General features: G+C 55.2%; 17 protein-coding genes. 13 read left to right on the forward strand and 4 right to left on the reverse strand.

The genetic code is table 11. The features are described from left to right. Positions 1-127 precede the first annotated feature (127 nt). From NYE74_RS06330 to NYE74_RS06365, 8 genes are all read left to right on the forward strand, one after another. On the forward strand, positions 128-1069 hold the full coding sequence (locus tag NYE74_RS06330; RefSeq protein WP_036619162.1) for a M15 family metallopeptidase: 942 nt from the start codon (positions 128-130) through the stop codon (positions 1067-1069). Between the two features lie 394 nt (positions 1070-1463). Further along, entirely contained in the window at positions 1464-2327 is an 864-nt protein-coding gene (locus tag NYE74_RS06335) for an ABC transporter ATP-binding protein (protein WP_036619164.1), read from the forward strand. 39 nt (positions 2328-2366) lie between these two features. Further along, positions 2367-3173, forward strand: coding sequence for a hypothetical protein (locus NYE74_RS06340; protein WP_036627405.1), 807 nt, complete (start codon positions 2367-2369; stop codon positions 3171-3173). A 680-nt stretch (positions 3174-3853) separates the two neighbouring features. Beyond that, complete coding sequence (locus NYE74_RS06345) at positions 3854-5215, forward strand: FAD-dependent oxidoreductase (protein ID WP_124332441.1); 1362 nt, start codon at positions 3854-3856, stop codon at positions 5213-5215. A 299-nt stretch (positions 5216-5514) separates the two neighbouring features. Then, complete coding sequence (locus NYE74_RS06350) at positions 5515-6360, forward strand: formate/nitrite transporter family protein (protein ID WP_036619166.1); 846 nt, start codon at positions 5515-5517, stop codon at positions 6358-6360. A gap of 495 nt (positions 6361-6855) precedes the next feature. After that, positions 6856-8925 (forward strand): molybdopterin-containing oxidoreductase family protein, encoded by a 2070-nt coding sequence (locus NYE74_RS06355; RefSeq protein ID WP_341004648.1) that lies wholly within the window; start codon positions 6856-6858, stop codon positions 8923-8925. A 161-nt stretch (positions 8926-9086) separates the two neighbouring features. Then, positions 9087-10313, forward strand: a complete 1227-nt coding sequence (locus NYE74_RS06360) for an MFS transporter (RefSeq protein WP_036619168.1) — start codon at positions 9087-9089, stop codon at positions 10311-10313. Between the two features lie 85 nt (positions 10314-10398). Next, positions 10399-10887 carry a GNAT family N-acetyltransferase gene (locus NYE74_RS06365; RefSeq protein ID WP_036619169.1) on the forward strand — a complete coding sequence of 163 codons (489 nt, stop codon included), beginning with the start codon at positions 10399-10401 and terminating at the stop codon, positions 10885-10887. 88 nt (positions 10888-10975) lie between these two features. On the opposite strand, the gene NYE74_RS06370 is transcribed toward NYE74_RS06365, so the two are convergent. Beyond that, entirely contained in the window at positions 10976-11236 is a 261-nt protein-coding gene (locus NYE74_RS06370) for a DUF2164 domain-containing protein (protein WP_036619170.1), read from the reverse strand. 160 nt (positions 11237-11396) lie between these two features. On the opposite strand from NYE74_RS06370, the gene NYE74_RS06375 reads away from it, so the two are divergent. Then, a complete protein-coding gene (locus NYE74_RS06375; protein WP_036619172.1) occupies positions 11397-13085 on the forward strand; it encodes a glutamine--tRNA ligase/YqeY domain fusion protein in 1689 nt (562 codons plus the stop codon). 843 nt (positions 13086-13928) lie between these two features. On the opposite strand, the gene NYE74_RS06380 is transcribed toward NYE74_RS06375, so the two are convergent. Beyond that, complete coding sequence (locus tag NYE74_RS06380) at positions 13929-14909, reverse strand: LacI family DNA-binding transcriptional regulator (protein WP_036619173.1); 981 nt, start codon at positions 14907-14909, stop codon at positions 13929-13931. 236 nt (positions 14910-15145) lie between these two features. Then, positions 15146-16357: an MFS transporter gene (locus NYE74_RS06385; RefSeq protein WP_115311329.1), complete on the reverse strand. Its 1212-nt coding sequence runs from the start codon at positions 16355-16357 to the stop codon at positions 15146-15148. Positions 16358-16485: 128 nt separating this feature from the next. Between NYE74_RS06385 and mobA the strand changes: the two genes are divergently transcribed. Next, positions 16486-17133 (forward strand): molybdenum cofactor guanylyltransferase, encoded by a 648-nt coding sequence (mobA, locus tag NYE74_RS06390; protein ID WP_124332446.1) that lies wholly within the window; start codon positions 16486-16488, stop codon positions 17131-17133. On the opposite strand, the gene moaA is transcribed toward mobA, so the two are convergent. Further along, the gene (gene moaA, locus NYE74_RS06395) at positions 17130-18137 is read right to left on the reverse strand and encodes a GTP 3',8-cyclase MoaA (RefSeq protein ID WP_036619179.1); all 1008 of its coding nucleotides are present in this window, start codon (positions 18135-18137) and stop codon (positions 17130-17132) included. The genes mobA and moaA overlap by 4 nt on opposite strands. A gap of 477 nt (positions 18138-18614) precedes the next feature. Between moaA and NYE74_RS06400 the strand changes: the two genes are divergently transcribed. The 3 genes from NYE74_RS06400 to cls all read left to right on the forward strand — a co-directional run bounded on the left by NYE74_RS06400 (position 18615) and on the right by cls (position 21112). After that, the gene (locus tag NYE74_RS06400) at positions 18615-18755 is read left to right on the forward strand and encodes a hypothetical protein (RefSeq protein WP_230877241.1); all 141 of its coding nucleotides are present in this window, start codon (positions 18615-18617) and stop codon (positions 18753-18755) included. Between the two features lie 46 nt (positions 18756-18801). Next, positions 18802-19308, forward strand: a complete 507-nt coding sequence (locus NYE74_RS06405; protein ID WP_230877242.1) for a TorD/DmsD family molecular chaperone — start codon at positions 18802-18804, stop codon at positions 19306-19308. 295 nt (positions 19309-19603) lie between these two features. After that, positions 19604-21112, forward strand: a complete 1509-nt coding sequence (gene cls / locus NYE74_RS06410; protein ID WP_036619181.1) for a cardiolipin synthase — start codon at positions 19604-19606, stop codon at positions 21110-21112. The last annotated feature ends 122 nt before the right edge of the window (positions 21113-21234 follow it).

Consider the following 21234-nt stretch of genomic DNA (forward strand, 5'->3'; position numbering starts at 1 on the left):
CCGTCGTTATTTTCCATGCAACTAATTTCCTAAGGTTTTCGTTAAAATTATAGATGAATTGCAAAACAAGACTACAAGGTTTGTTGCTTAAAGCTGCTAGCGATCGACCTAATGGGGAGGAACCAGGATGTACAGCAAGAAAGGCACGCTGACGGCAGCGGTCATATTGATGATGGCGGCGGCGCTTTTTGCGGGCTGCGGAGATAAAGAAGCGGACGCGCCGCAAGTTTCGTCACCGGGAACGGAGAATGCCGGGGAGGCAAACGGAGGAGCGGGCGCTGGAGGAAACGCCGCCGCGGGAGGCGAAACCGGGGACAATGGAGCGGTGAATCCTGATGATAACGCGAATAACCCGGCTGATTCCGGAACGGCGGGTTCGGGCGCGGGAAATGGGTCCGGCGCTGAAAATTCGCCTGGCCAAGGCCCGGCCGATTCCGGCGCCGACAACGGCCAAAGCGTGGATACGGCCGCGGCCTCCGATCCGTACAGCACCGCCGTTTTGATTAATAAGCAGTTTGCCTTGCCGGACGACTACGAGCCGAAGGATCTCGTGTATCCTGATGTCCGGTTCACGTTCAAGGAAAAAATCGAAAAGCGGATGATGCGCAAAGAGGCGGCGGAGGCTTTGAAGGAGCTGTTTGCCGGCGCCGAACAAGACGGAATCTATCTCGCCGGCGTATCCGCGTATCGTTCGCACAAAACGCAGACCGCTTTGTTTAACCGGTACGTAGAGAAGGACGGGGAAGAGAAAGCCAAAACCTACAGCGCCGTTCCCGGCCACAGCGAGCACGAGACCGGGCTGGCGATCGACGTTTCCGGCAGCGACGGCAAATGCGCGGCGGAAAGCTGCTTCGGCGATACGAAGGAAGCGGCCTGGCTGGCCGATCATGCAACGGAATACGGCTTTATTATCCGCTATCCGGAAGGCAAAGAGGACATTACCGGGTATAAATACGAGCCATGGCACCTCCGCTATGTCGGTAAAGAGATTGCGGCGGACATCGCCGAACGCGGCATTACGCTGGAAGAGTACTATGATGCCGTGCCGGTATCCGGCCAGCAACAATGAATATACAAGAATAAACGTCAAAACAAAAGGGCGCCTGTCGGCGTCTTTTTCGCATGTTTGAGGGAATATAACGGCTTGATTGGATTTTTCCAATATGAGGATGTATGAATTGTATGGCTGATAGCATTAACGGCCGCCGCCGGCAACCGCTGAATGAATTCCGCTTGAGAGCAGGCCCGCTGAAGGGGTAAAAGTGAATTTAACAGTTGACAAATGATAATGATTATCAGTATCTTTAAAGATAAAGATGAAAAATAAATGAAGTCTTGATGAAGCTGAACATAGATGTTGGAAACTGGCGTGGATGAGCGCAAAATTAACGAATACGGATAAACGCATCTAAGCGCATAAACGCATGAGAAATTAAGGGCTGCATACGGAAAGGAAGAGTGCCATGGTTTCATTAAAAACTTCCCATTTGGATATTGCCTACGAGGACCGCTTGATTGTCGAGGACTTGAATATTTCCATTCCGGAAGGAAAAATTACGGCGCTGGTTGGCGCCAACGGCTCCGGCAAATCCACGGTTTTAAAAACGATGGCCCGGATTTTGCAGCCGAAGGGCGGGACTGTACTGCTGAACGGCAAGTCGATTCATAAACAATCGACTCGGGAAGTCGCCAAGCAGCTGGCCATCCTGCCGCAGAACCCGACGGCGCCGGAGGGGCTGACGGTGTACGAATTGGTGTCGTACGGACGTTTTCCCCATCAAAAAGGCTTCGGCGGGTTAAAGGCGGAGGACCGCAAAATCGTCGAGTGGGCGATCGAAGCGACGCGGATGAACGAATTTGCCGATCGCGCTTTGGAGCATTTGTCCGGCGGGCAGCGTCAGCGGGCCTGGATCGCCATGGCGCTGGCACAGGAGACCGATATTCTGTTCCTCGACGAGCCGACGACCTTCCTCGACATGGCGCATCAACTGGAAGTGCTGCAGCTGTTGGAGGAATTGAACGCGGCATCGCAACGCACGATTGTGATGGTTGTGCATGACTTAAACCATGCCGCACGGTACGCCCATTATATGATCGCAATCAAAAAGGGCCAGGCCGTAGCTTCGGGAACTCCTGAAGAGGTGGTTACTTCCGCCGTGCTGCGCGACGTGTTCGGCATTGAAGCGGATATTGTAACGGACCCGCGCAGCGGGGTGCCGCTGTGTCTTCCTTACGAGCTCTACCGCGCCGCTGCCGAAGGCAAGGTGCGCCCTGCGGCCAAAGACGGGCGGGAGGAACCCGAGCGCAAAGTGGTTTCGTTCCTGTAGTTGAAAACGGCGGGAGAAACAGGGCTGGAGGAAAAAAGAATGCCAATCGATTATGAGCTGCTTGAACAGCAATTGGGAATCGTGACGAAGAAACGCCAAGACGCCCTGCTCACGATGCCGGCAGCCGAGCTGACGGATCGCGAACCTATGGAGTCTTTTCTGAAATTGTACCGGGAGCAGATTAAGGGGCTCGACATCCAGGTGGCGGCGACGTATTTCGCTGCCACCTGGCGGGCGTTGTGCACGGCGATGCAGTATATGCTGTCCGCGGCGCCGGGCCGGCTTTGTTTTTCGCTTGAAAATCTCACTATTCAGGTCGTTCTAGTCAATGATTTTCCGTGGGTTTATTTCGTCTTGAACGATCCGGGCGAAGCACCCTGGCCGCAAGGAGAAAGGAACGCGTGGCGGGAAAACGAGCTGGGCGGATTCTACGCGGAGGCGCTGCGCCCGGTGATGGAGAACATCGCGGCCGTATCCGGGGTGCCGCTGACGCAGCTGTGGGGGCAGATTCCGCTGGGCGTGCAGTATTATATCCGCGCGATCGCCGGCAAGCTGGAGGACGAGGCGCTGCGCTCCCGGCTGATGGAGGATTACGGCTATCTCGCCAAAGAGCTGCCTGCCGCGTGGTTTGGACTGAAGCGGAATCCTTTTAACGTTAAGGAGGTTTTGCTGGACGATCCTTACCGGCCGGGCGAGAAAACGCCGATGAAGCCGACTTGCTGCCTGGCCTACCGGACGGATACCGGGCACGGCTATTGCTACGGCTGCCCGAAGCTGACCAAGCAGGAGAGGGAAGCCAAACGTCTTGAGATCATGGAAAAAATAGCCGCTTCCAAAGCGCAGTAACTTGGCTGCCGCTTTCGGGAGCGGCTTTATTTTGCGTTAACGGACCCCAACTGCCTTATTTGTTTGAAAAGACGGCGTTTTAGGTTACCTAATAATCAGCGCTCGACAGGGAGGGCCGGTAAGCGATCGTGGCAAGAAATATCGGCAGATCAATATCCGCTGTCCGGACGCTTTGCACGATTATCCCATTTGATCCGGAAGCAGAGAGGAATATAAGAGAGGAAGATAATTTCAGGAGAAGAAAATAGGTTTGGGAGAAGCAGACATGTTCGAGATCATTAGTTCGAGATCGTTAGACAGGTTTGTGAGAAGGAGGTTTAGGAGAAGTGATGCAGACATGCCAGGAGGAATGGGGCAAAACACCGGGAAAAAATGAAAGGACCGTGATTAGCCCCTACCCTCCACCCCCTGAACAAGAGGGATAATCGTGCAAAGCAGCATGCAGGGATACCAAGACACGAACGCTATCATAATTTATTTTGTCAAGCACTGATCTCGGTTTTGAGTCAAATTATGAATATTAAAAAATTATTTTTTCTTGCAATGTGAAAAATGTCACACTATAATATAAAACATAAGGTGAAACATTTCACAAGATTCCAGTTATTTAAGTGAACACTTTCACATTATATGTCTGAATATGTGGAAAAATAAACAAACATTTCGAGGAGGAAACCATCATGAAAGTAGCAGTTATCGGATGTACGCACGCAGGCACGGCCGCTATCGTCAATATCGCTAAACTATACCCGGAAGCAAACATCACCGTCTACGAACGGAACGACAATATTTCGTTCCTGTCGTGCGGGATCGCATTGTACGTCGGCGGTATGGTGAAGGACCCTCAAGGATTGTTTTACTCCTCGCCGGAGCAGCTGGCGGAGCTGGGGGTCCACACGAAAATGCGCCATGAGGTGGTGGCGGTCGATACGGACGCCAAAACTCTGCAGGCCCGCAATTTGGTCACCGGCGAAGAGTTCGAGGACACGTTCGACAAGCTGGTCGTGACGACCGGATCGTGGCCGATCGTGCCGAAATTCGCGGGCATTGAGCTGGAAAACATTGTGCTTTCGAAAAACTTCAACCATTCCAATACGATTATCGAAAAGGCCAAACAGGCGCAAAATATCGTCGTCGTAGGCGCCGGTTATATCGGCGTGGAGCTTGTGGAAGCTTTTCAATTGAACGGCAAGCAGGTCACTTTGATCGACGCGGAGGAGCGGATTTTGAGCAAATACCTGGATCCGGAGTACACGGACAAAATCGAGCAATCGCTTAGCGAACACGGTATTCGGCTGGCGCTCGGACAGAAGGTAACCCGCTTTGAGGGCGAGGCAGGCAAGGTAACCCGCGTCGTGACCGATCAGGGTAAATACGACGCCGACATGGTGATCATGTGCATTGGCTTCCGTCCGAATACCGGGCTGCTTGAAGGCCAAGTAGATATGCTCGACAATGGGGCGATCATCGTCGACGAATATATGCGCACCAGCAAGCCGGACGTTTATGCGGCTGGCGACAGCTGCGCGGTGTTTTACAACCCGACCGGCAAACACGCCTACATTCCGCTGGCCACGAACGCGGTCCGCATGGGGACGCTGGTCGCCCGCAATCTGGCGGCGCCAACCGTAAAATACCTTGGCACCCAGGGAACCTCGGGCATCAAGATTTACGAGGACAACATCGCGGCAACCGGTTTGACGGAAGCGGCCGCCAAGGATGCGGGGCTTGAGGCTGAGGCGGTGCTTATTAACGACAATTACCGGCCTGAATTCATGCCGACCCATGAACAGGTTACGCTAAAGGTCGTTTTCGAACCGAACACGCGGCGCATCCTGGGCGCGCAAATTATGTCGAAAGCGGATCTGACCCAGTCGATCAACACGATGTCGGTATGCATTCAAAACGGCATGAAGATGGAGGAACTGGCTTTTGTCGACTTCTTCTTCCAGCCGCATTACAACAAGCCGTGGAACTTCCTGAACAGCGCCGGCCTTGGCGTGCTGCCGGAGGTGCCAAGCAAGGAGTCTGTGCACGCTTGACGGGGGCAGAAGAAAGCGAGCCATTAATTTAATCTTCGCCGTTTTCGCCGTTATCGCGAAGCGGCCATAATCGGCCGACGGAAGAAGCCTAGCGGGATCAACCCCCGGAGCTTCGGATGCCGGCCTTTTTTTGCCATTGGCGGGAAGAAGGGGAGAGGGACACCGGTAACGGGAGGAATGCTGGCGGATTAAATGTGAATTTTTTCACCATCCGTGATTTATGTTATTTATTTGGAGGAAGCGGGGACGCTACAATAGACTCGGGCAGTAAAGTGAGACGAATAGAAGGAGACTTGATCATGGCTTACCATAAACCCGCGCAGATTGCCGAAGTGACCGTGGAGAACGGGATAAAAAAGGCGCATAATCCGCTGTTGACCGTGCTGATCCTCGGGTTTCTCGGCGGAGCGTTTATCGCTCTCGGTTTTCTGCTGGATATCCGCGTCATCGCCAGCGCCCCGGAGGAGTGGGGGAGCTTTGCCACATTCATCGGCGCGGCGGTGTTCCCGATCGGCCTTATACTCGTGCTTTTGGCTGGCGGAGAGTTGCTGACGGGGAATATGATGGCCGTTCCCCTGGCCCGGATGGCGGGGCGGATATCGACCGGCGAAGTGTGCAAAAACCTGGTGCTGATCACATTAAGCAACTTTGTCGGAGCGCTGTTTGTCGCTTATTTTTTCGGCCATGTCGTCGGATTGACGGCAAGCGGGCCGTATTTGGATAAACTGGTCGATATGGCGGGGCATAAGCTGGACGACAGCTTCCTGCCGGCGTTTGTTTCCGGGATCGGCTGCAACTGGCTGGTGGCCCTGGCCGTCTGGCTGTCTTACGGGGCCGATAATATGAGCGGCAAAATCCTCGGCATCTGGTTCCCGACGATGGCGTTTGTCGCCATCGGCTTTCAGCACGTCGTGGCCAATATGTTTCTGATTCCGGCGGCGATTTTCGAAGGGTATTACTCCTGGAGCGAATATCTCGGCAATTTCGTCCCGGTTTGGCTCGGCAATTTGACCGGCGGCGGGCTGTTCGTGGCCGGGGCGTATTGGACGGCTTATTTGAAGGATAGGGGAACGAAAGCCGATTCCGGCGCAGGCCAGGGGGCAGGGGCTTCCGTATCCGCTAAGACGGGCAGCAGAACGGCTTAGGATGTAACGGCTTAGGGCGTAAGGGCTTAAGGCGTGAGATTTAGGGTGTAAGATTTAAGGTGTACTCGGAGTAGCTCTATCATTGGCTTGATCCGTATTGGCCGGCATGATCCGTGACGGCATGACAGGCCGCTTCTCATTAAGGGTTTGGTGAGGGGCGGCCTTTTTTGTGTAATTTCATTGGGATAATCCAATTGATTTCGCATAAGTCGCGTTATTTGCTCCAAAAACGTTGATTTCAAATTGTAACGGTTGCCATGGAGCTTATTTCACTGAAATCCGGCGGACGATAGTTTCGATTCGAAAACCTGAGCTTTTCCGGGAAATCTCAAAAATATTAGAAATACAAGTCGTCTTGTACATGAGGTAATGTAACGCTAGCGCATTTTAAGCTCTGGTGAATCTGATCTATTGGAAATATCCAATCAAGGTGTTGCGGCAGTAGACAAAAGCAAAAGCTTTTTTCTACAATAGCTAAGACAGGAGGGGATAGACATGATCCACGAAGAGAACGGGGCGTTTCCGGCGGTGTGCCCGCTGGATTGTCCCGATACTTGCGGCTTGCTGCTTCACAAAGAAAACGGAAAAATCGTGAAGGTGACGGGTAATCCCGATCATCCGGTGACCCAGGGGGCGATTTGCAACAAAGTCCGCAATATGGCGGAGCGGGTCTACCATCCGGAACGGGTGCTCTATCCGCTCAAGCGGGTCGGGGCCAAAGGCGAAGGGAAATTCGCGCGGATTACCTGGGACGAGGCGGTGGCGGAAATCTCCGGGCGATACAAGGAGCTTATCCGCGAGCATGGGCCGGAATCGATTATGCCGTACAGCTTTTACGGCAATATGGGGATTCTCAGCGTCGACGGGATGGACCGGCGCTTCTTCCACCGGCTGGGTACGACGCAGCTGCAGCAGGGGATTTGCAATTCCGCGGGGAACGCGGGCTGGAAATATACGATGGGCTTCGGCGGCGGGACCAGCCCGGAGGAAACGGTAAACGCGAAGCTGATCATTGTTTGGGGCGGCAATCTCGTCAGCACGAACATGCACCAGGTCGCTTTGATCGAAAAAGCCCGCAAGCAAGGGGCGCAGCTGGTCGTGATCGACGTGCACCGCAACCGCACCGGGCAGCGGGCCGACTGGTTTATTCCGCTGTATCCGGGAACGGACAGCGCCTTGGCGCTTGGAATCATGCACGTGCTGTTCGAGCGCGGGCTCGTGAACGAAACATTCCTGGAGCGGTATACGATCGGGCACGCCGAGCTGCGCGAGCATGTGAAGCAGTATACACCGGAGCGCGTTTCGGCGATCACCGGCGTGCCGGCGGAGGACATCGTCAAGCTGGCCGTCTTGTACGGCGAGACTTCGCCGGCTTACATTCACATCGGCAACGGCCTGCAGCACCACGATAACGGCGGCATGAACGTGCGTACGATCAGCTGCCTGCCGGCATTGACCGGCCAGTGGCTTGTGCCCGGCGGCGGTGCGTACAAGTCGAACGGCGCTTACGGGAAAATGAACGCGGCCGCGCTGGAGCGGCCCGATCTGCGGCCGAACCCGGGCGCCCGCACGGTGAGCATGAACCGGCTTGGCGAAGCGCTGCTGACGCTCGATCCGCCGATCCGCGCGCTGTTCGTGTATTGCTCCAACCCGGCGGTGGTCGCGCCGGATACCGGGAAGGTGGAGCGGGGCCTCCGGCGGGAGGATCTGTTTACCGTCGTGCACGACCTGTTCCTGACGGACACGGCCAAATACGCCGACATCGTGCTGCCGGCGACGTCCTCTTTTGAGAATACGGACTTGTACAGCTCTTATTGGCATCATTATGTCCAGCTTCAGGAGCCGGTCATTCCGGCCCGGGGCGAAAGCAAAAGCAACGTCGAGACGTTCAAGCTGCTGGCGGCGGCGATGGGCTTCGAGGAGGAAGCGTTCCGGGACAGCGAGGAGGATATGATCCGGCAAGCCTTGCAGTTCCCGCACAACCCCTATTTGCAAGGCGTTACACTGGAAAAGCTGCAGGAGCAGCGCTTCGTCAAGCTGAACATGGAGCACCAGAAGGATTATTTGGACAACTTAAAGACGCCTTCAGGCAAAATCGAACTGTATTCCGCCGCGATGGAGAGAGCCGGCCTGCCGCCGCTGCCCACTTACGTGCCGCTGCGGGAAGGCTATGACGGCGAACGCCGGCCGGGCGAGGGGGACGCTTACCCGCTGATGTTCATTTCGCCGCCGAACCACAGCTTCCTGAACTCGACGTTCGGCAACGTGGAGAAGCTGACCGCGCTCGAGAAAAGCCCGCTCCTGCAAATCCATCCGCAGGACGCGGCGGAGCGCGGCATTGAAGACGGCGACGAGGTAACGGTGTGGAACGACCGCGGCAGCTACCGGGTAAAAACCTCTGTCACCGACAAAATGCTGCCGGGCATCGTCGTCAGCCAAGGGCTATGGTGGGAGCAGGAAGACGGACGCCGCACGCGGGCCAATGCCCTCACGCCCGACCGGCTTGCCGATCTGGGCGGAGGCGCGGTGTTTTTTTCCACCGTTGTTAATGTAAAGCGGCAATAGATGTACTTGCCTGGCTTGCCCTTTTGAGCGATACTATTGTAATCTGGGCAATGTGCAACCGGTGCGGATTTTCGCCGTAATCCTAGCGTCGATGGAGAGCCCCTGGGGCTCTCCTTTGTTTTATATAGAGAACCGCATGTACAAAAGGGGGGAGTAACGGAATGAAGTGGCTGAGTGCTTATCCGCGCGAGGTTAAAGTTTTTTTGGTGGCCAGTCTGATCAATTCAGCCGGCGGCTCTTTAATGTGGCCGCTAATCACGATGTTTGTGTTCAAAATATTGGGCAGGTCGGTGACGGACGCCGGTCTGGTCATTCTGGTCATGTCCCTGGGCGGCATCGCCGGCCAGCTGTTGGGCGGGGCTTTGTATCACCGGCTTGGGGTCACGCGGCTGATTGTGGGCGGGCTTGGCCTGAACGCGTTGTTTTTGCTGCTCCTGCCTTACGGCAGCGGCAACTGGCATTTGTTTATGCTGCTGATTGCTATGGTCGGCTTTTTTAACGCGATGTCCATGCCGGCGATCCAGGCCTTCATCGGCTTTCGCTTCGCGGAACGGCGGGGCGAGCTGTTTAACGTCATTTATGTGGCGAACAACATCGGCGTTGCCGTAGGTACGGCGCTCAGCGGGTTTTTGGCGCAGATTTCCTACGATTTGAGCTTTATTCTGAACGGGCTGACGTCGGCGGCATTTGCGGTTTTTTTCTGGTTTTATTTGAACAAAGTTCAAAAAAGCCAAGGCGAGCTGCATGTGGAAAAACGCAAAACCGTCGCGGAAGGCCAGAGCGTGTGGACGTTGATGAAGTGTTATCCGGTTTATTTGTTTATGGGCATTGGCTCATTTTTCCTATGGCTGGCCAATTGCATTTGGAACAACGGCGTATCGCCGTTTACGATCTCCCGGGGGATGCCGGAATGGAACTACAGCGTGCTGTGGACGCTGAACGGGGTGCTGATATTTGTCGGGCAGCCTTTCGTGCTCTGGATCAAGCGGACCTTCGCCGGCTCGCCGCAAGCGCAGATGACGGCCAGCGCTGTGTTTTATATGCTTGGTTACGTGACCATTTTAGGTTTTCACACTTATCCTAGCATGGTGCTGGCGATGGTGCTGACGACGATTGGGGAAATGCTCATATCGCCGGCGATTCCGTCGTTTATTTCCGACCAAACGGGCAAAGGCGCTCCTTTTTACCTCGGACTGGTCGGCGGCATGGGGGTTGCGGGCCGGGTGGTCGGGCCTTACGCGATGGGCGTGTTGTTCGACTGGAACGGACTGGTCCCGGTGGCCTGGCTGGCGGTGGTGATTGCGGCGCTGGCGATCGGCGCGTTTCTGATCCATGCGTTTATGAACCGGGAAGGCCGGGAAACGACCGGCATCGCATCGGGAATGTAAAGAGTCCCCCGGGCAGGGGGGCAGAAAATTGGCGAAACGTGTAAAATAAAGAAAAAAACGTGGCGGCACAAAAGGAGGGAAGCGGATGAAAAACGAGGTTTGGACCCGCTTGTCGGAAATGCGCGATGCGCCCACTTTGATGGAGATCGACCGGCTTGTCTGGGATGACCGGAACACGCCGTCCGAGCGGCTCGTCTGGGATTCGCGCGAGCAATTTTTGCAAAGCTGCCCGCCGGGGAGTCAAATCGTGGCCGGAATCGGCGAGCAAGTCTGCGGCTACATCGGCTTTAAACCGCCGACGCCGCTGCCGAGCAACGCCCATGTGCTCGAGTTGAACATCGCCATCCATCCGGAATGCCAGCGGATGGGAATCGGGCGCGCGTTGATGGAGGCGCTGCTGGCGTTCGCCGCGCAGCGGGGCGTACGCAAATTGTGCCTGCGCGTGCTGGCCAGCAATCCCGGGGCCGTGGCTTTTTACGAAAGCTGCGGATTTGTGGAGCAGGGACGGCTCATCGGCGAGTTTTTTATAGGTGGACAGTATGTGGACGATATCTTAATGTGGCGCAAGGTATAGTGGCGACAGGCGTCTGGAAACCGGAAGCTGCCCCGCGCCCCGGGCGGGTGCTTGGGCAATCTGCTCCGGCACCGGCGGGCAGCGCTTGTTACCGCGGCAGGCGCGGACGAACCTCCAGGGCGTAAATGTCCTCTTCCAAGGTGACCATGCGCTCGTTCAACACCTGGCGGCAGTCGGCCAGCGCCTGATTGTATACATACGGCCCGATGCGGGTCAGGAAAAAATCGAGCACCCCGTCCGCCGCAAGCTCACCCAGCGTTTCGCCGCGTTCCTCCTCGAAAAATTGCTGAATTTGGGGGATGACCAGGTTTCGCTGCTCTTTTGTCAGATGGATGGGCTTTAAAGGCATGGTTATGTCGCTTCCTTTCGAGTAATGACGTGATATTTGCTTTTATCTTAACAGAAAACAACCGTCAAAACAGGCGAATGCGCCGAGCCATTGAACAATTGCGGAGATATCGGTATATTTAGAAGAAGAAAATCGGGGATAGTATACAGATACTTATGAAATGGAAAGGTTGATACCTGTGGTAAACAACAGCACCCCTCCCAATTTTATTAAAAACATTATCTCGGAAGATCTGAAAAGCGGCAAAGTGCAAACCGTGGTGACGCGTTTTCCTCCAGAACCGAACGGTTACTTGCACATCGGACATGCCAAAGCGATCTGGATCAATTTTACCCTGGCCGACGAGTTCGGGGGACGGACGCATCTGCGGTTCGACGATACGAACCCGGTCAAGGAGGACGTCGAATACGTCAATTCGATCAAGGAAGACGTGAAGTGGCTGGGCTTCGAATGGGAAGAGCTGCATTTCGCTTCCGACTATTTTGAGGAAATTTACAACCGCGCCGTACTGCTGATCAAAAAGGGCAAGGCTTACGTGGACGATCTCAGCGCCGAGCAAATCCGCGAGATGCGCGGCACGCTCACGGAGCCGGGGCAAAACAGCCCTTACCGCGACCGTTCGGTGGAGGAGAACCTCGATCTGTTCGCGCGGATGCGGGCCGGTGAATTCAAGGACGGCGAAAAGGTGCTGCGCGCCAAAATCGACATGGCTTCGCCGAACATCAACCTGCGCGACCCGGTCATTTACCGCATCGTGCATGCGTCTCATCACAATACCGGGGACAAATGGTGCATTTATCCGATGTATGCGTTCGCTCATCCGCTGGAGGACGCGATCGAAGGCGTGACCCATTCGCTGTGCTCGCTGGAGTTCGAGGATCAGCGTCCGTTCTATGACTGGACGATCGCCGAAACGGAAATGCCGAAGGTGCCGCATCAATACGAGTTCGGACGGCTGAATCTGCTGCAGACGGTCACGAGCAAGCGGAAGCTGAAAATGCTGGTGGACGAAGGGTATGTGGACGGCTGGGACGATCCGCGCATGCCGACGATTTCGGGATTGCGCCGCCGCGGGGTGACGCCGGAAGCAATCAAGGCGTTCGTTTACGAAACCGGGATTTCCAAGGCTTACGGCAGCATTGATCCGAAAACGCTGGAGCACTTCATCCGTGAGGATCTGAAGCTCAGAGCGCCGCGCACGATGGCGGTGCTTGACCCGCTTAAGGTGGTCATTACGAACTACCCGGAAGGGCAAACCGAAATGCTGGAAGCCGAAAACAACAGTGAAAACCCGGACATGGGCAATCGCCAAATTCCTTTCTCGCGGGAAATTTACATCGAACGCGAGGACTTTATGGAGAACCCGCCAAGCAAATATTTCCGCTTGTTCCCGGGCAACGAAGTGCGGCTGAAGCATGCGTATTTCATCAAATGCCACGACGTAATTAAAGACGCGGACGGCAACGTAGTGGAGATACACTGCACGTATGATCCGGAAACGAAAAGCGGCAGCGGGTTTACCGGCCGCAAGGTGAAAGGCACGATCCACTGGGTGGATGCAAGCAGCGCGGTACCGGCCGAGTTCCGCCTGTACGAGCCGCTGATCATGGACGAGGAAGCGGATGAGGACACCATCGAGGAGAAGTCGTTCCTCGATTTGGTTAACCCGAACTCGCTCAAGGTGGTGCAAGGCTATGTCGAGCCGGGCTTGAAGGATGCGAAGCCGCAAGATAAATTCCAGTTTTTCCGGCATGGCTACTTCAACGTCGATACAAAATATTCGGAGCCGGGCAAGCCGGTGTTCAACCTGATCGTCTCGCTGAAGAGCTCGTTCCAATTGCCGAAGTAATGCGGGCGGCAGGGGGCGGTAGGCGGTAACGGGGAAGCCGGGGAACCGGCGTTTCAAGAAATGCTGCGCAGTAGGTTCCTCGCGGCCTGGCGGCCATAATCGCACAACGTTCTGATTGGAAACATCCAATGGAACTGGAAGATTAGTGGTGAATACAGCGGCTTGATTGGATATTTCCAATAGGTGGGGCTCAGCAGGGCGCAAAACGGGCGATATAAGTGAAGTCTATTGGATTTTTTTCAATCGGCGTATCGGTCGTATCGGCTCTAAGGCAGTTTCGGCAATTATTGGATAGTGCCAATGGAAGCGGCCAACATGCAATTAGTAAATACCGGAATTCAACGAAAAGGCGGTCTCTCCCCGGATACAACCGGGAGGGCCGTCTTTTTCTTCTTTGTAGCATGAGTGGGTGAAATAGGCGCGTCTTGCTTTGGCACGTTACTTTGGGTGGAACGACGGCTGGAATGGATGGATGATAGATGAATGATAGATGATAGGTGAATGATGAATGATGAATGATGAATGATGAATGGTGGGTGAATGATGGATCAACTGCAAAAGTGCATTTCATATTCTACAAATTTCCGTATTTTGAGCGGCTGAAATGCAAAAGTGCATTTGAATTGGGGCTATAGGATAAAAAAGTAACTTTGGAGCGGAAATGAACTGCACTTATGCATTTGGGCCGCCCGTTTTGAGGGCTATCGACAAAAATCGCATGCACCTTTGCATTTCGCGGGATTTGGAGCAAGTTGCGGCAACTTGCCGTAACTGGCCGTAATTTACGTAACTTCCCGTAACTTCCCGTAACTTCACGTACTTCCGCAGCATCAGTCCCGTCCCTCACACCGAGCTGCGCTCGATGAAGCGGAAGCCGAGCTCCTCGCTGGCCGGGCCGGGGCGCTGGCCGGCCAGCTGGCTGCGGACGAGAGCAAAGGCGCGGGCGCCGATTTCGGACAGCCGATTATCGATCGTCGTAATGCCCAGCACGGCGGAGATCGGCTGATTGTCGAAGCCGATGACGGCGAAATCGCCGGGCACCTCAAGCCCCCGGCTGCGAGCGGCCAGGATGAAGCCGGCGGCAACCTGGTCCCCGGTGATCAGCAGGGCATCGGGACGCTCCGGCATGGCCAGCAGATGTTCGACAAGCGCGGCGCCGTCCCCGATGTCGTAACAGCTGTCCAGCACCCATTCCTGGCGGGGGCTGCCGCCCAAAGCCAGCAGCGTGTCGTTGTACGCCGCAAGCCGGCGGCGCAGGCTGGGACTGTTGCGGCGGCGTCCCGCGGTGAATCCGATCCGGCGGCGTCCTTTGTCCCATAGATAGGTGATCGCCTTCTGAAAGATGGCGTAATGGTCGATGTAGACGGACGACAGCGGCCGGTCCCGAACGGCTTCACATAACGCGATCGGACCGTAGGCGGCGTAGGCCTCCACCTCGTCCAGCGGCAGCGACCGGGAACAGATGACCAGCCCGTCGATTTGCTTGTTGCGCAGCATCTCCAGCACCTTCCGCTCCTCATCGTGCCGGTAATCCGTCTGGCAGAGCATCAGTTGGTAGTTGTGAAGCAGCGCCTCCTGCGCCATCCCCTCCATCATCCGGGCGAAATAGTAGAGATTGATGCGGGGCAGGACGACGCCGATCGTCCGGGTCGTGCCTTTGATCAAATGAACGGCGTTCATATTGCGCGAATAGTTCAGCTTGCGGATCGCTTCCTCAACAGCTTTCCGCTTGGCTTCGCTCACGTAAGGATGATCGTTCAGGACGCGGGAGACGGTCGTAATGGAGACGCCGGCCGCCTCGGCGATTTGCTTGATGTTCGGCAAGCGGGCCAACTCCTTTCCAGTTTGCAGGGCGGTACACCCGGGCAAAAGCCGGTTTTGCAAACGCCGCAAAGCTTTCAAGCAGACGCAAAATCCCAAAGAAACGCTTGCTCTGGTATGCATTTCATATTTTACAATAATGATGCATCCAGAAAAACAATGCATTCCATCCGGCGTAACCTCGGCGGAGGGCGTGACGCTTGGAAGGCATTGTTTTTTCCTGTCCAAGGTTATCGATATTAGTACCGTTCCATGATCGGCGAATAGCCGTTTTTGTGGATACGATACCACATGGCCGCATAACCGAGCGCGCCAATGAGGGACAACCCCATCCCGGTACGATACATGACGCCGCCGCCGAGGTTCTGGTACAACCAGCCCCCGAAGAAACCGGCAATCAACGCGGCGAGTCCGCTGAGCGCAACCGTATAAACCGCTTGTCCGGCGGAACGCAGCGGGCGGGGCAGCAGCAAGGCAATCAGCTTGATGCCGACATAGAAGAAACCGCCGAACGTGACCGAGTGCAGCAATTGAATCAGCATGATCTGCGCCGGCTGGGTCGCATCGGACATCAAGTTCCATCTTAACGCGAACAGCAGGCTGACCGCTGTGATACAGCCGAGCAAAAACGTGATTTTTCGCTTAAAGTAGCGGTTCAGCACGGAAAAAGCGAGTACTTCAAAAGCCGTGGACAGAAAAACAGCGCCCCCGACCTGCAGGCGGGAACCGCCCAGTTCCGTGATGAACAGCGGGAGGAAAATGCCGTTGATCGCGTTTGGGATAGCCACCAGCAGGCCGAATACGGTAAAAGCGACGAAATATTTATGCTGCAGCGTCCGCGCGATTTCAACCGTTCGCAGCCACGGCGTATTCGACGTTTGGCGGATGGACGGCAGCAGCAGCGCGGACCCGATTGCCAGCATCAGGCAAATGCTGAACAGCAAAGAGATGCCGTTATGACCCACGGCGTCAATGATCGGCCCGGCCCCCAGCGCGACTAAGCTCCAGCCGAGCGAACCCCATATCCGGAAAATGCCGTATTTCCGCTCGCTGCCTTCCATGTAGCTTAAAACCAGGCCATTGCTATGCGAGAGAAGCGGGCTATGAAAAAAATAAAGCAAAATCATCGTCAGATATAGCATATGAAACGTATTCGCTTTAAACACCAAATGGCCCATGACGAGCAAGCCGAGCATCATAGCGATCAGAGCGGCCCGCGGATTTTGGCGCAGATCGCTGATGTATCTCCAAAACGGGTGAGCAAGCAAAGAGATGACAGGCCCGATCGCCATCAGGCTTCCGATCTCCAGCTTGTCCATGCCGATGTCCTGCAAATATAATTGAAAAAAGGCGGCGAAAATGACCATCGTTCCGTAAACGAAAAAGTTAAGCAGCCCAAGCGGCATCCATGAGGAGGGCGAATATCGTTGTTTGTCCCGCAAATGCGCCATTCCTTTCTGTCCGAGTCGGTAACGAAACCGGGAAGAGTTAACTATGTTCTCAATGTAACACAGAGGTGAAAAGGGATACAAACCAAGTTTTATGAAATTTTCCAATATTTTTAAAAGGGGAGCTGTTCGTGGAGACAACGGCCATTGTTCTGGCGGGGGGAAGATCCAGCCGGATGGGCGAAAACAAAGCGCTCATGAAGCTGGGGGGAATCACCGTTATAGAAAAAATCATCCGTGAGCTGGAGCCGGTCGCCGCCCGCATCGTGGTCGTGGCGGACGACAAAGAGGCGTACCGGCCTTTCGGCAAAGAGGTTGTGACCGATATGTACAAAAGCGCGGGTCCGCTGGCCGGATTGCACGCCGGCCTGGCTAACTCCGCTTCAACCTGGAATATCGCGGTGGCGTGCGATACGCCGTTTGCCAACCGCGGTTTGTTCCAGGCGCTGCTCCGGCAGGCCCGGCAGTCGGAGGCCAAAGCCGGACGGGAAGGCGGAGCCCTCGCTACCGAAGCGGTGATCGCCCGCACGGGCGAGCGGGTTCACCCGCTGCTGGCGGTATACCGGCGCAGCGTGCTGCCGGGACTGGAGCGGGAGCTTCGCCTCGGACGCTACAAAATGACCGCGTGGCTGGACGGGCTGCGGACCGAATATGCCGGCGGGGAGACGCTCGCCGCCGCTGCGGGCCTACCGCAGGAATGGCTGGCCTTCAATATGAACCGGCCGGAGGATTATGAAAAAGCCAAAGCTTGGCTCGAAAAAATGAAAGGCCCGCTTTAACCGCCAATTTGCGACATGCGGCGCACGGTTGGCGTATGGCTTTGCTGTTTTTTCTCCAGCGCCAGCGCCATTTCATGGTTTTTCGGCTTGCCGCCCAGCGCTTTCAGGAACATCGCGCGAATGCCTTCCCGGTCGCCGGCGGCGGCCAGCGGGCGGACATGCAGCTCGTCCGACCAGTACAGGCAAGCTTTAATGTGGCCGTCCGCGGTCAGACGCAGGCGGTTGCAGTTGTCGCAAAAATGTTCGCTGACCGGATGGATCAGGCCAAACGTGCCGGCCGCGCCGACAACCCGCTTGCTTTCGGCCGGACCGTTTCCTCTTGGGCCGGCCACGTCCTCCGTTTCCCAGCCGGCTTCCCGGCATACTTCGTCAACGGTAGACAGCGGCAAATAGGTGCTGCGCCAGGAATCGGTCGCGCTGCCGATCGGCATATATTCGATGAACCGAACATGCAGCGGCTTATCCAGCGTCAAAGCGATAAAATCACGGATTTCATCGTCATTGACCCCTTTCATCAGCACGACATTCAGTTTGATGGGGTCGAAGCCGAATTCAACGGCCGCCTGCAGCCCTTCCAGCACCCTCCGGACTTCTCCCCCGCGCGTGATCATCGCGAAGCGGTCCTGGCGCAGCGAGTCCAGGCTGATGTTGACCCGGTTCAGGCCTGCTTGTTTGAGCGCGGCCGCCTTGCCGGCCAGAAACATCCCGTTCGTCGTCATGGCGATATCTTCAATGCCCGGGATTCCCGAAAGCATGGCGATTAATTTGTCCAAATCTTTGCGAACCAGGGGCTCGCCCCCGGTTATCCGGAGTTTGCGAAGACCCATCGGAGCAAGCGCCGAAACGGTTTCGGCAATTTCCTCATAGCTCATTATTTCATCGTGCGGTTGAAAAACCACTCCTTCTGCCGGCATGCAATAGACACAGCGGAGGTTGCAGCGGTCGGTCACGGAAATCCGGAGATAATCGTGTTCCCGGCCGAAGGAATCAAGAAGCTGCTCCATACGGGGCGCCTCCTTTCTTTTTGGTGCTTCAAATTTAATATATATCTCGAGGATCAGTCAATGCGTTGGCACACATTGTTCAAGTATATTTTACGGCGCAGGACGATAGAATGTTATTAAAAACAAGTGTAAAAAAAATCACATAAAGCGCTTACATTGGCTGTTATAATGAAAGTAAGCGATACGTGACCCCCTTAATCATGTGTCGGTATATGCGATTGAGATGATTTCCGGCATAGAAGGAAGTCATCTTTTTTTGAAAATGCGAGTTCAAAAAGTCAGGTTTTCAGGACCGAGAAGATTGGATGAAGCTAGGGACTGAGTAGCGGAGCGTACGTTTTGGGTACGTGAGCAACGGAAGGCCCGGCTGAATTCAAGATTCGACGTCGAGTCCGCTTCTTGACCTGCTTCGTGATCAAAAGATGACTTTTTGAACAACCTCTTAAGAAGAAATATTGGCAAGGAGATGACCTACCGATGGCAATGGCATATCCACCGTTTGTTTTTACGCAGGAACAGGTTCAGTGGCTGGAGCGGCGCGGGTGGGGGTACCGGGTGTTGATGGATTTTTTGAGCCGTCCGCCGCGGATGTCGCTGATCGCCCATTTGGCGATATAAAGCGGAACTGATCGGCCTCATTCCGGCGAGCCGGGGCGGGCACAAATTGATCGGCTATCTGAAAAGCATACCCGAACAGCAATTTCGCCAGGTTTGCGTCAGGGAGGCGGCGGAATACGAACGCCTGTTTACGGGCCGTGACGCCGTAATGACCTCCTGCGAAAGCCTGTTTCGCTGCAGGACGGAAGGAGCCGACGCGGCTGTCTGCATCTCCGAGGTGCGGAAGATCTATATGGAAAACGGTATTGTATTCAATAAATTAAACGGGGAACGCGACGATCACATTGCGTTGGAGCTGGAGTTCATGGCCGTGCTGGCCGAAGGTATGCTCGGCAAGAGCAGCCTGCCGCACACCTGTCTGACGCTGGCGGACGCGCAGATCGGTTTTCTGGAATCCCATTTGCTGAAATGGGCCCGGCCGTTTGCGAACGAACTGATGCTGGTCTCGTCCAGTCCGTTATATACGGGGCTGGCGGAGCTGCTGGATGAATTTCTCGATCATGATCTGCGGCAGCTCCGGCAATGGCGGGATACGCAGGCGCGGCCTATATAAGTCGAGCTAAAGAAATCCGGGACGGGCAGCGATCGCAAGAATATGTCACAGCTAGCCGGCCATTTTCCGGAACGTAAACGGCCCTGAACAACCCATCAAACGCGCGGGCCGGCCGCAGGGCCGTTTATGTGCCGACCGATCCCGGTATTTTTCCTCCTCTAGCGTCCTTCTTTTTAAAAAACCCCCCCTCCAAATTTCTCATCTCTATAATATTTAACTCTTGTCAGTAGGAAGAAAAGCAAGCTTCATGTAAAATAGAAGCAGCATCATTAGAGAGAAAAAAAGGGGTACTGGCATGAGACGGGGACTTCAAATCATTATTATCGTGGCGATTCTTTTTGCTTTTTACTATTTCGGATTTGGCGTCTTCGGGAAATTCGGGGGTACGTTGGTCAGTATATTTCAGACGCTCACGGTCATCACAATCGGTCTGGCGATATTTATGGAAAACCGGAATCCGTCCAGTACGGTGGCCTGGATTCTGGTGCTGGCCCTGCTGCCGGTAGTGGGGCTGCTGCTTTATTTTTTGCTGGGACAAAACTATTTCAAACGGCGCAAGTTCGATAAAAAGGCCGAGCAAAACCAGCTTAGCTATGAACGGATCCACTTTAACGGCCATTTGCTGCCCCGGGATCTGTCGCAATTCAGCCCGAGCCAGCAGCGGCTGCTGCAATTGGCGCAGCGGCTGGCCCGCACGCCTTTTTCCATGGCCAGCCGCACCAGGGTGCTGACGAACGGGGAGGAGACGTTTTCGACGCTGCTGAAAGAATTGAAAAAAGCGCGGCATCATATTCATATGGAATACTATATTTACCGTGCGGACGACATCGGCCGGGAAATCCAGAAAACGCTGATCCAAAAAGCCCGGGAAGGCGTCGAAGTGCGGTTCATGTTCGATGCGGTCGGCAGCATCGGTCTGCCGAAATCGTTTATCAAGGAGCTGCGGGACGCCGGGGTCAAGGTCGGCATTTACGGGCAGATGCGCTTTTTGGCGCTGTCCAGCCGGGTCAATTACCGCAACCACCGGAAAATCGTCGTGATCGACGGCAACACCGGGTTTATCGGCGGGCTTAACGTCGGGGACGAATATTTGAGCCGCAGCAAAACGTACGGTTTTTGGCGCGATACGCATATGCTGGTCAAAGGCGAGGCCGTCCGGTCGCTGCAGATTATTTTTTTGCAGGATTGGCAGTACGTGACCGGGGAAGAAATTATCGACCTCGCTTATTTGTCGCCGGAGCTGGAGCAGGGCTGCAGCGGCGCGGTGCAGATCGTGCCGAGCGGACCGGACAACGAGAGCCGGACGCTGAAAAACATCTTTTTCGCCATGATCACTTCGGCCAAAAAATCGGTCTGGCTGGCGACGCCGTATTTTATTCCGGATGAGGACATTTTGACCGCGCTGCGGGTGGCCGGGCTGTCAGGTATCGACGTCAGGATTTTGTTCCCGGCGAAGCCGGACAAATGGCTGCCGTTTCTGGCGTCGCATTCGTATTTTCCGTCGCTGCTGGAAGTCGGCGTGAAGATCTACGAATATGAAAAGGGCTTCCTGCATTCCAAGCTGCTGATTGTGGACGGCGAAGTGGCCACCGTCGGCACGGCCAATATGGACATGCGCAGCTTTCATTTGAATTTTGAGGTGAACGCGCTGCTCGTGCAAAGCGACAGCATCGCCAAAATCGTGGAAAATTTCGAACGCGACCTGTTGTCGACGAAACTAATCGACCGGGCAAGCTTCATGAACAAAAAAATCGTGGTCCGTTTCGCGGAATCCGCGGCCCGGCTGCTGTCGCCGCTGCTGTAGCCGGCGTCTGGACCAGGGCCGGAGCGCCGGGGGGAAGGGCTGAATGCAGAGGCTAAATGTAAAGGCTAAATGCAGAGGCTAAATGCTAAATGCTAAATGCTAAATGCTAAATGCTAAATGCT

The sequence above is a fragment of the Paenibacillus sp. FSL P4-0127 genome, from assembly GCF_038007325.1.
Lineage (GTDB): Bacteria > Bacillota > Bacilli > Paenibacillales > Paenibacillaceae > Fontibacillus > Fontibacillus macerans.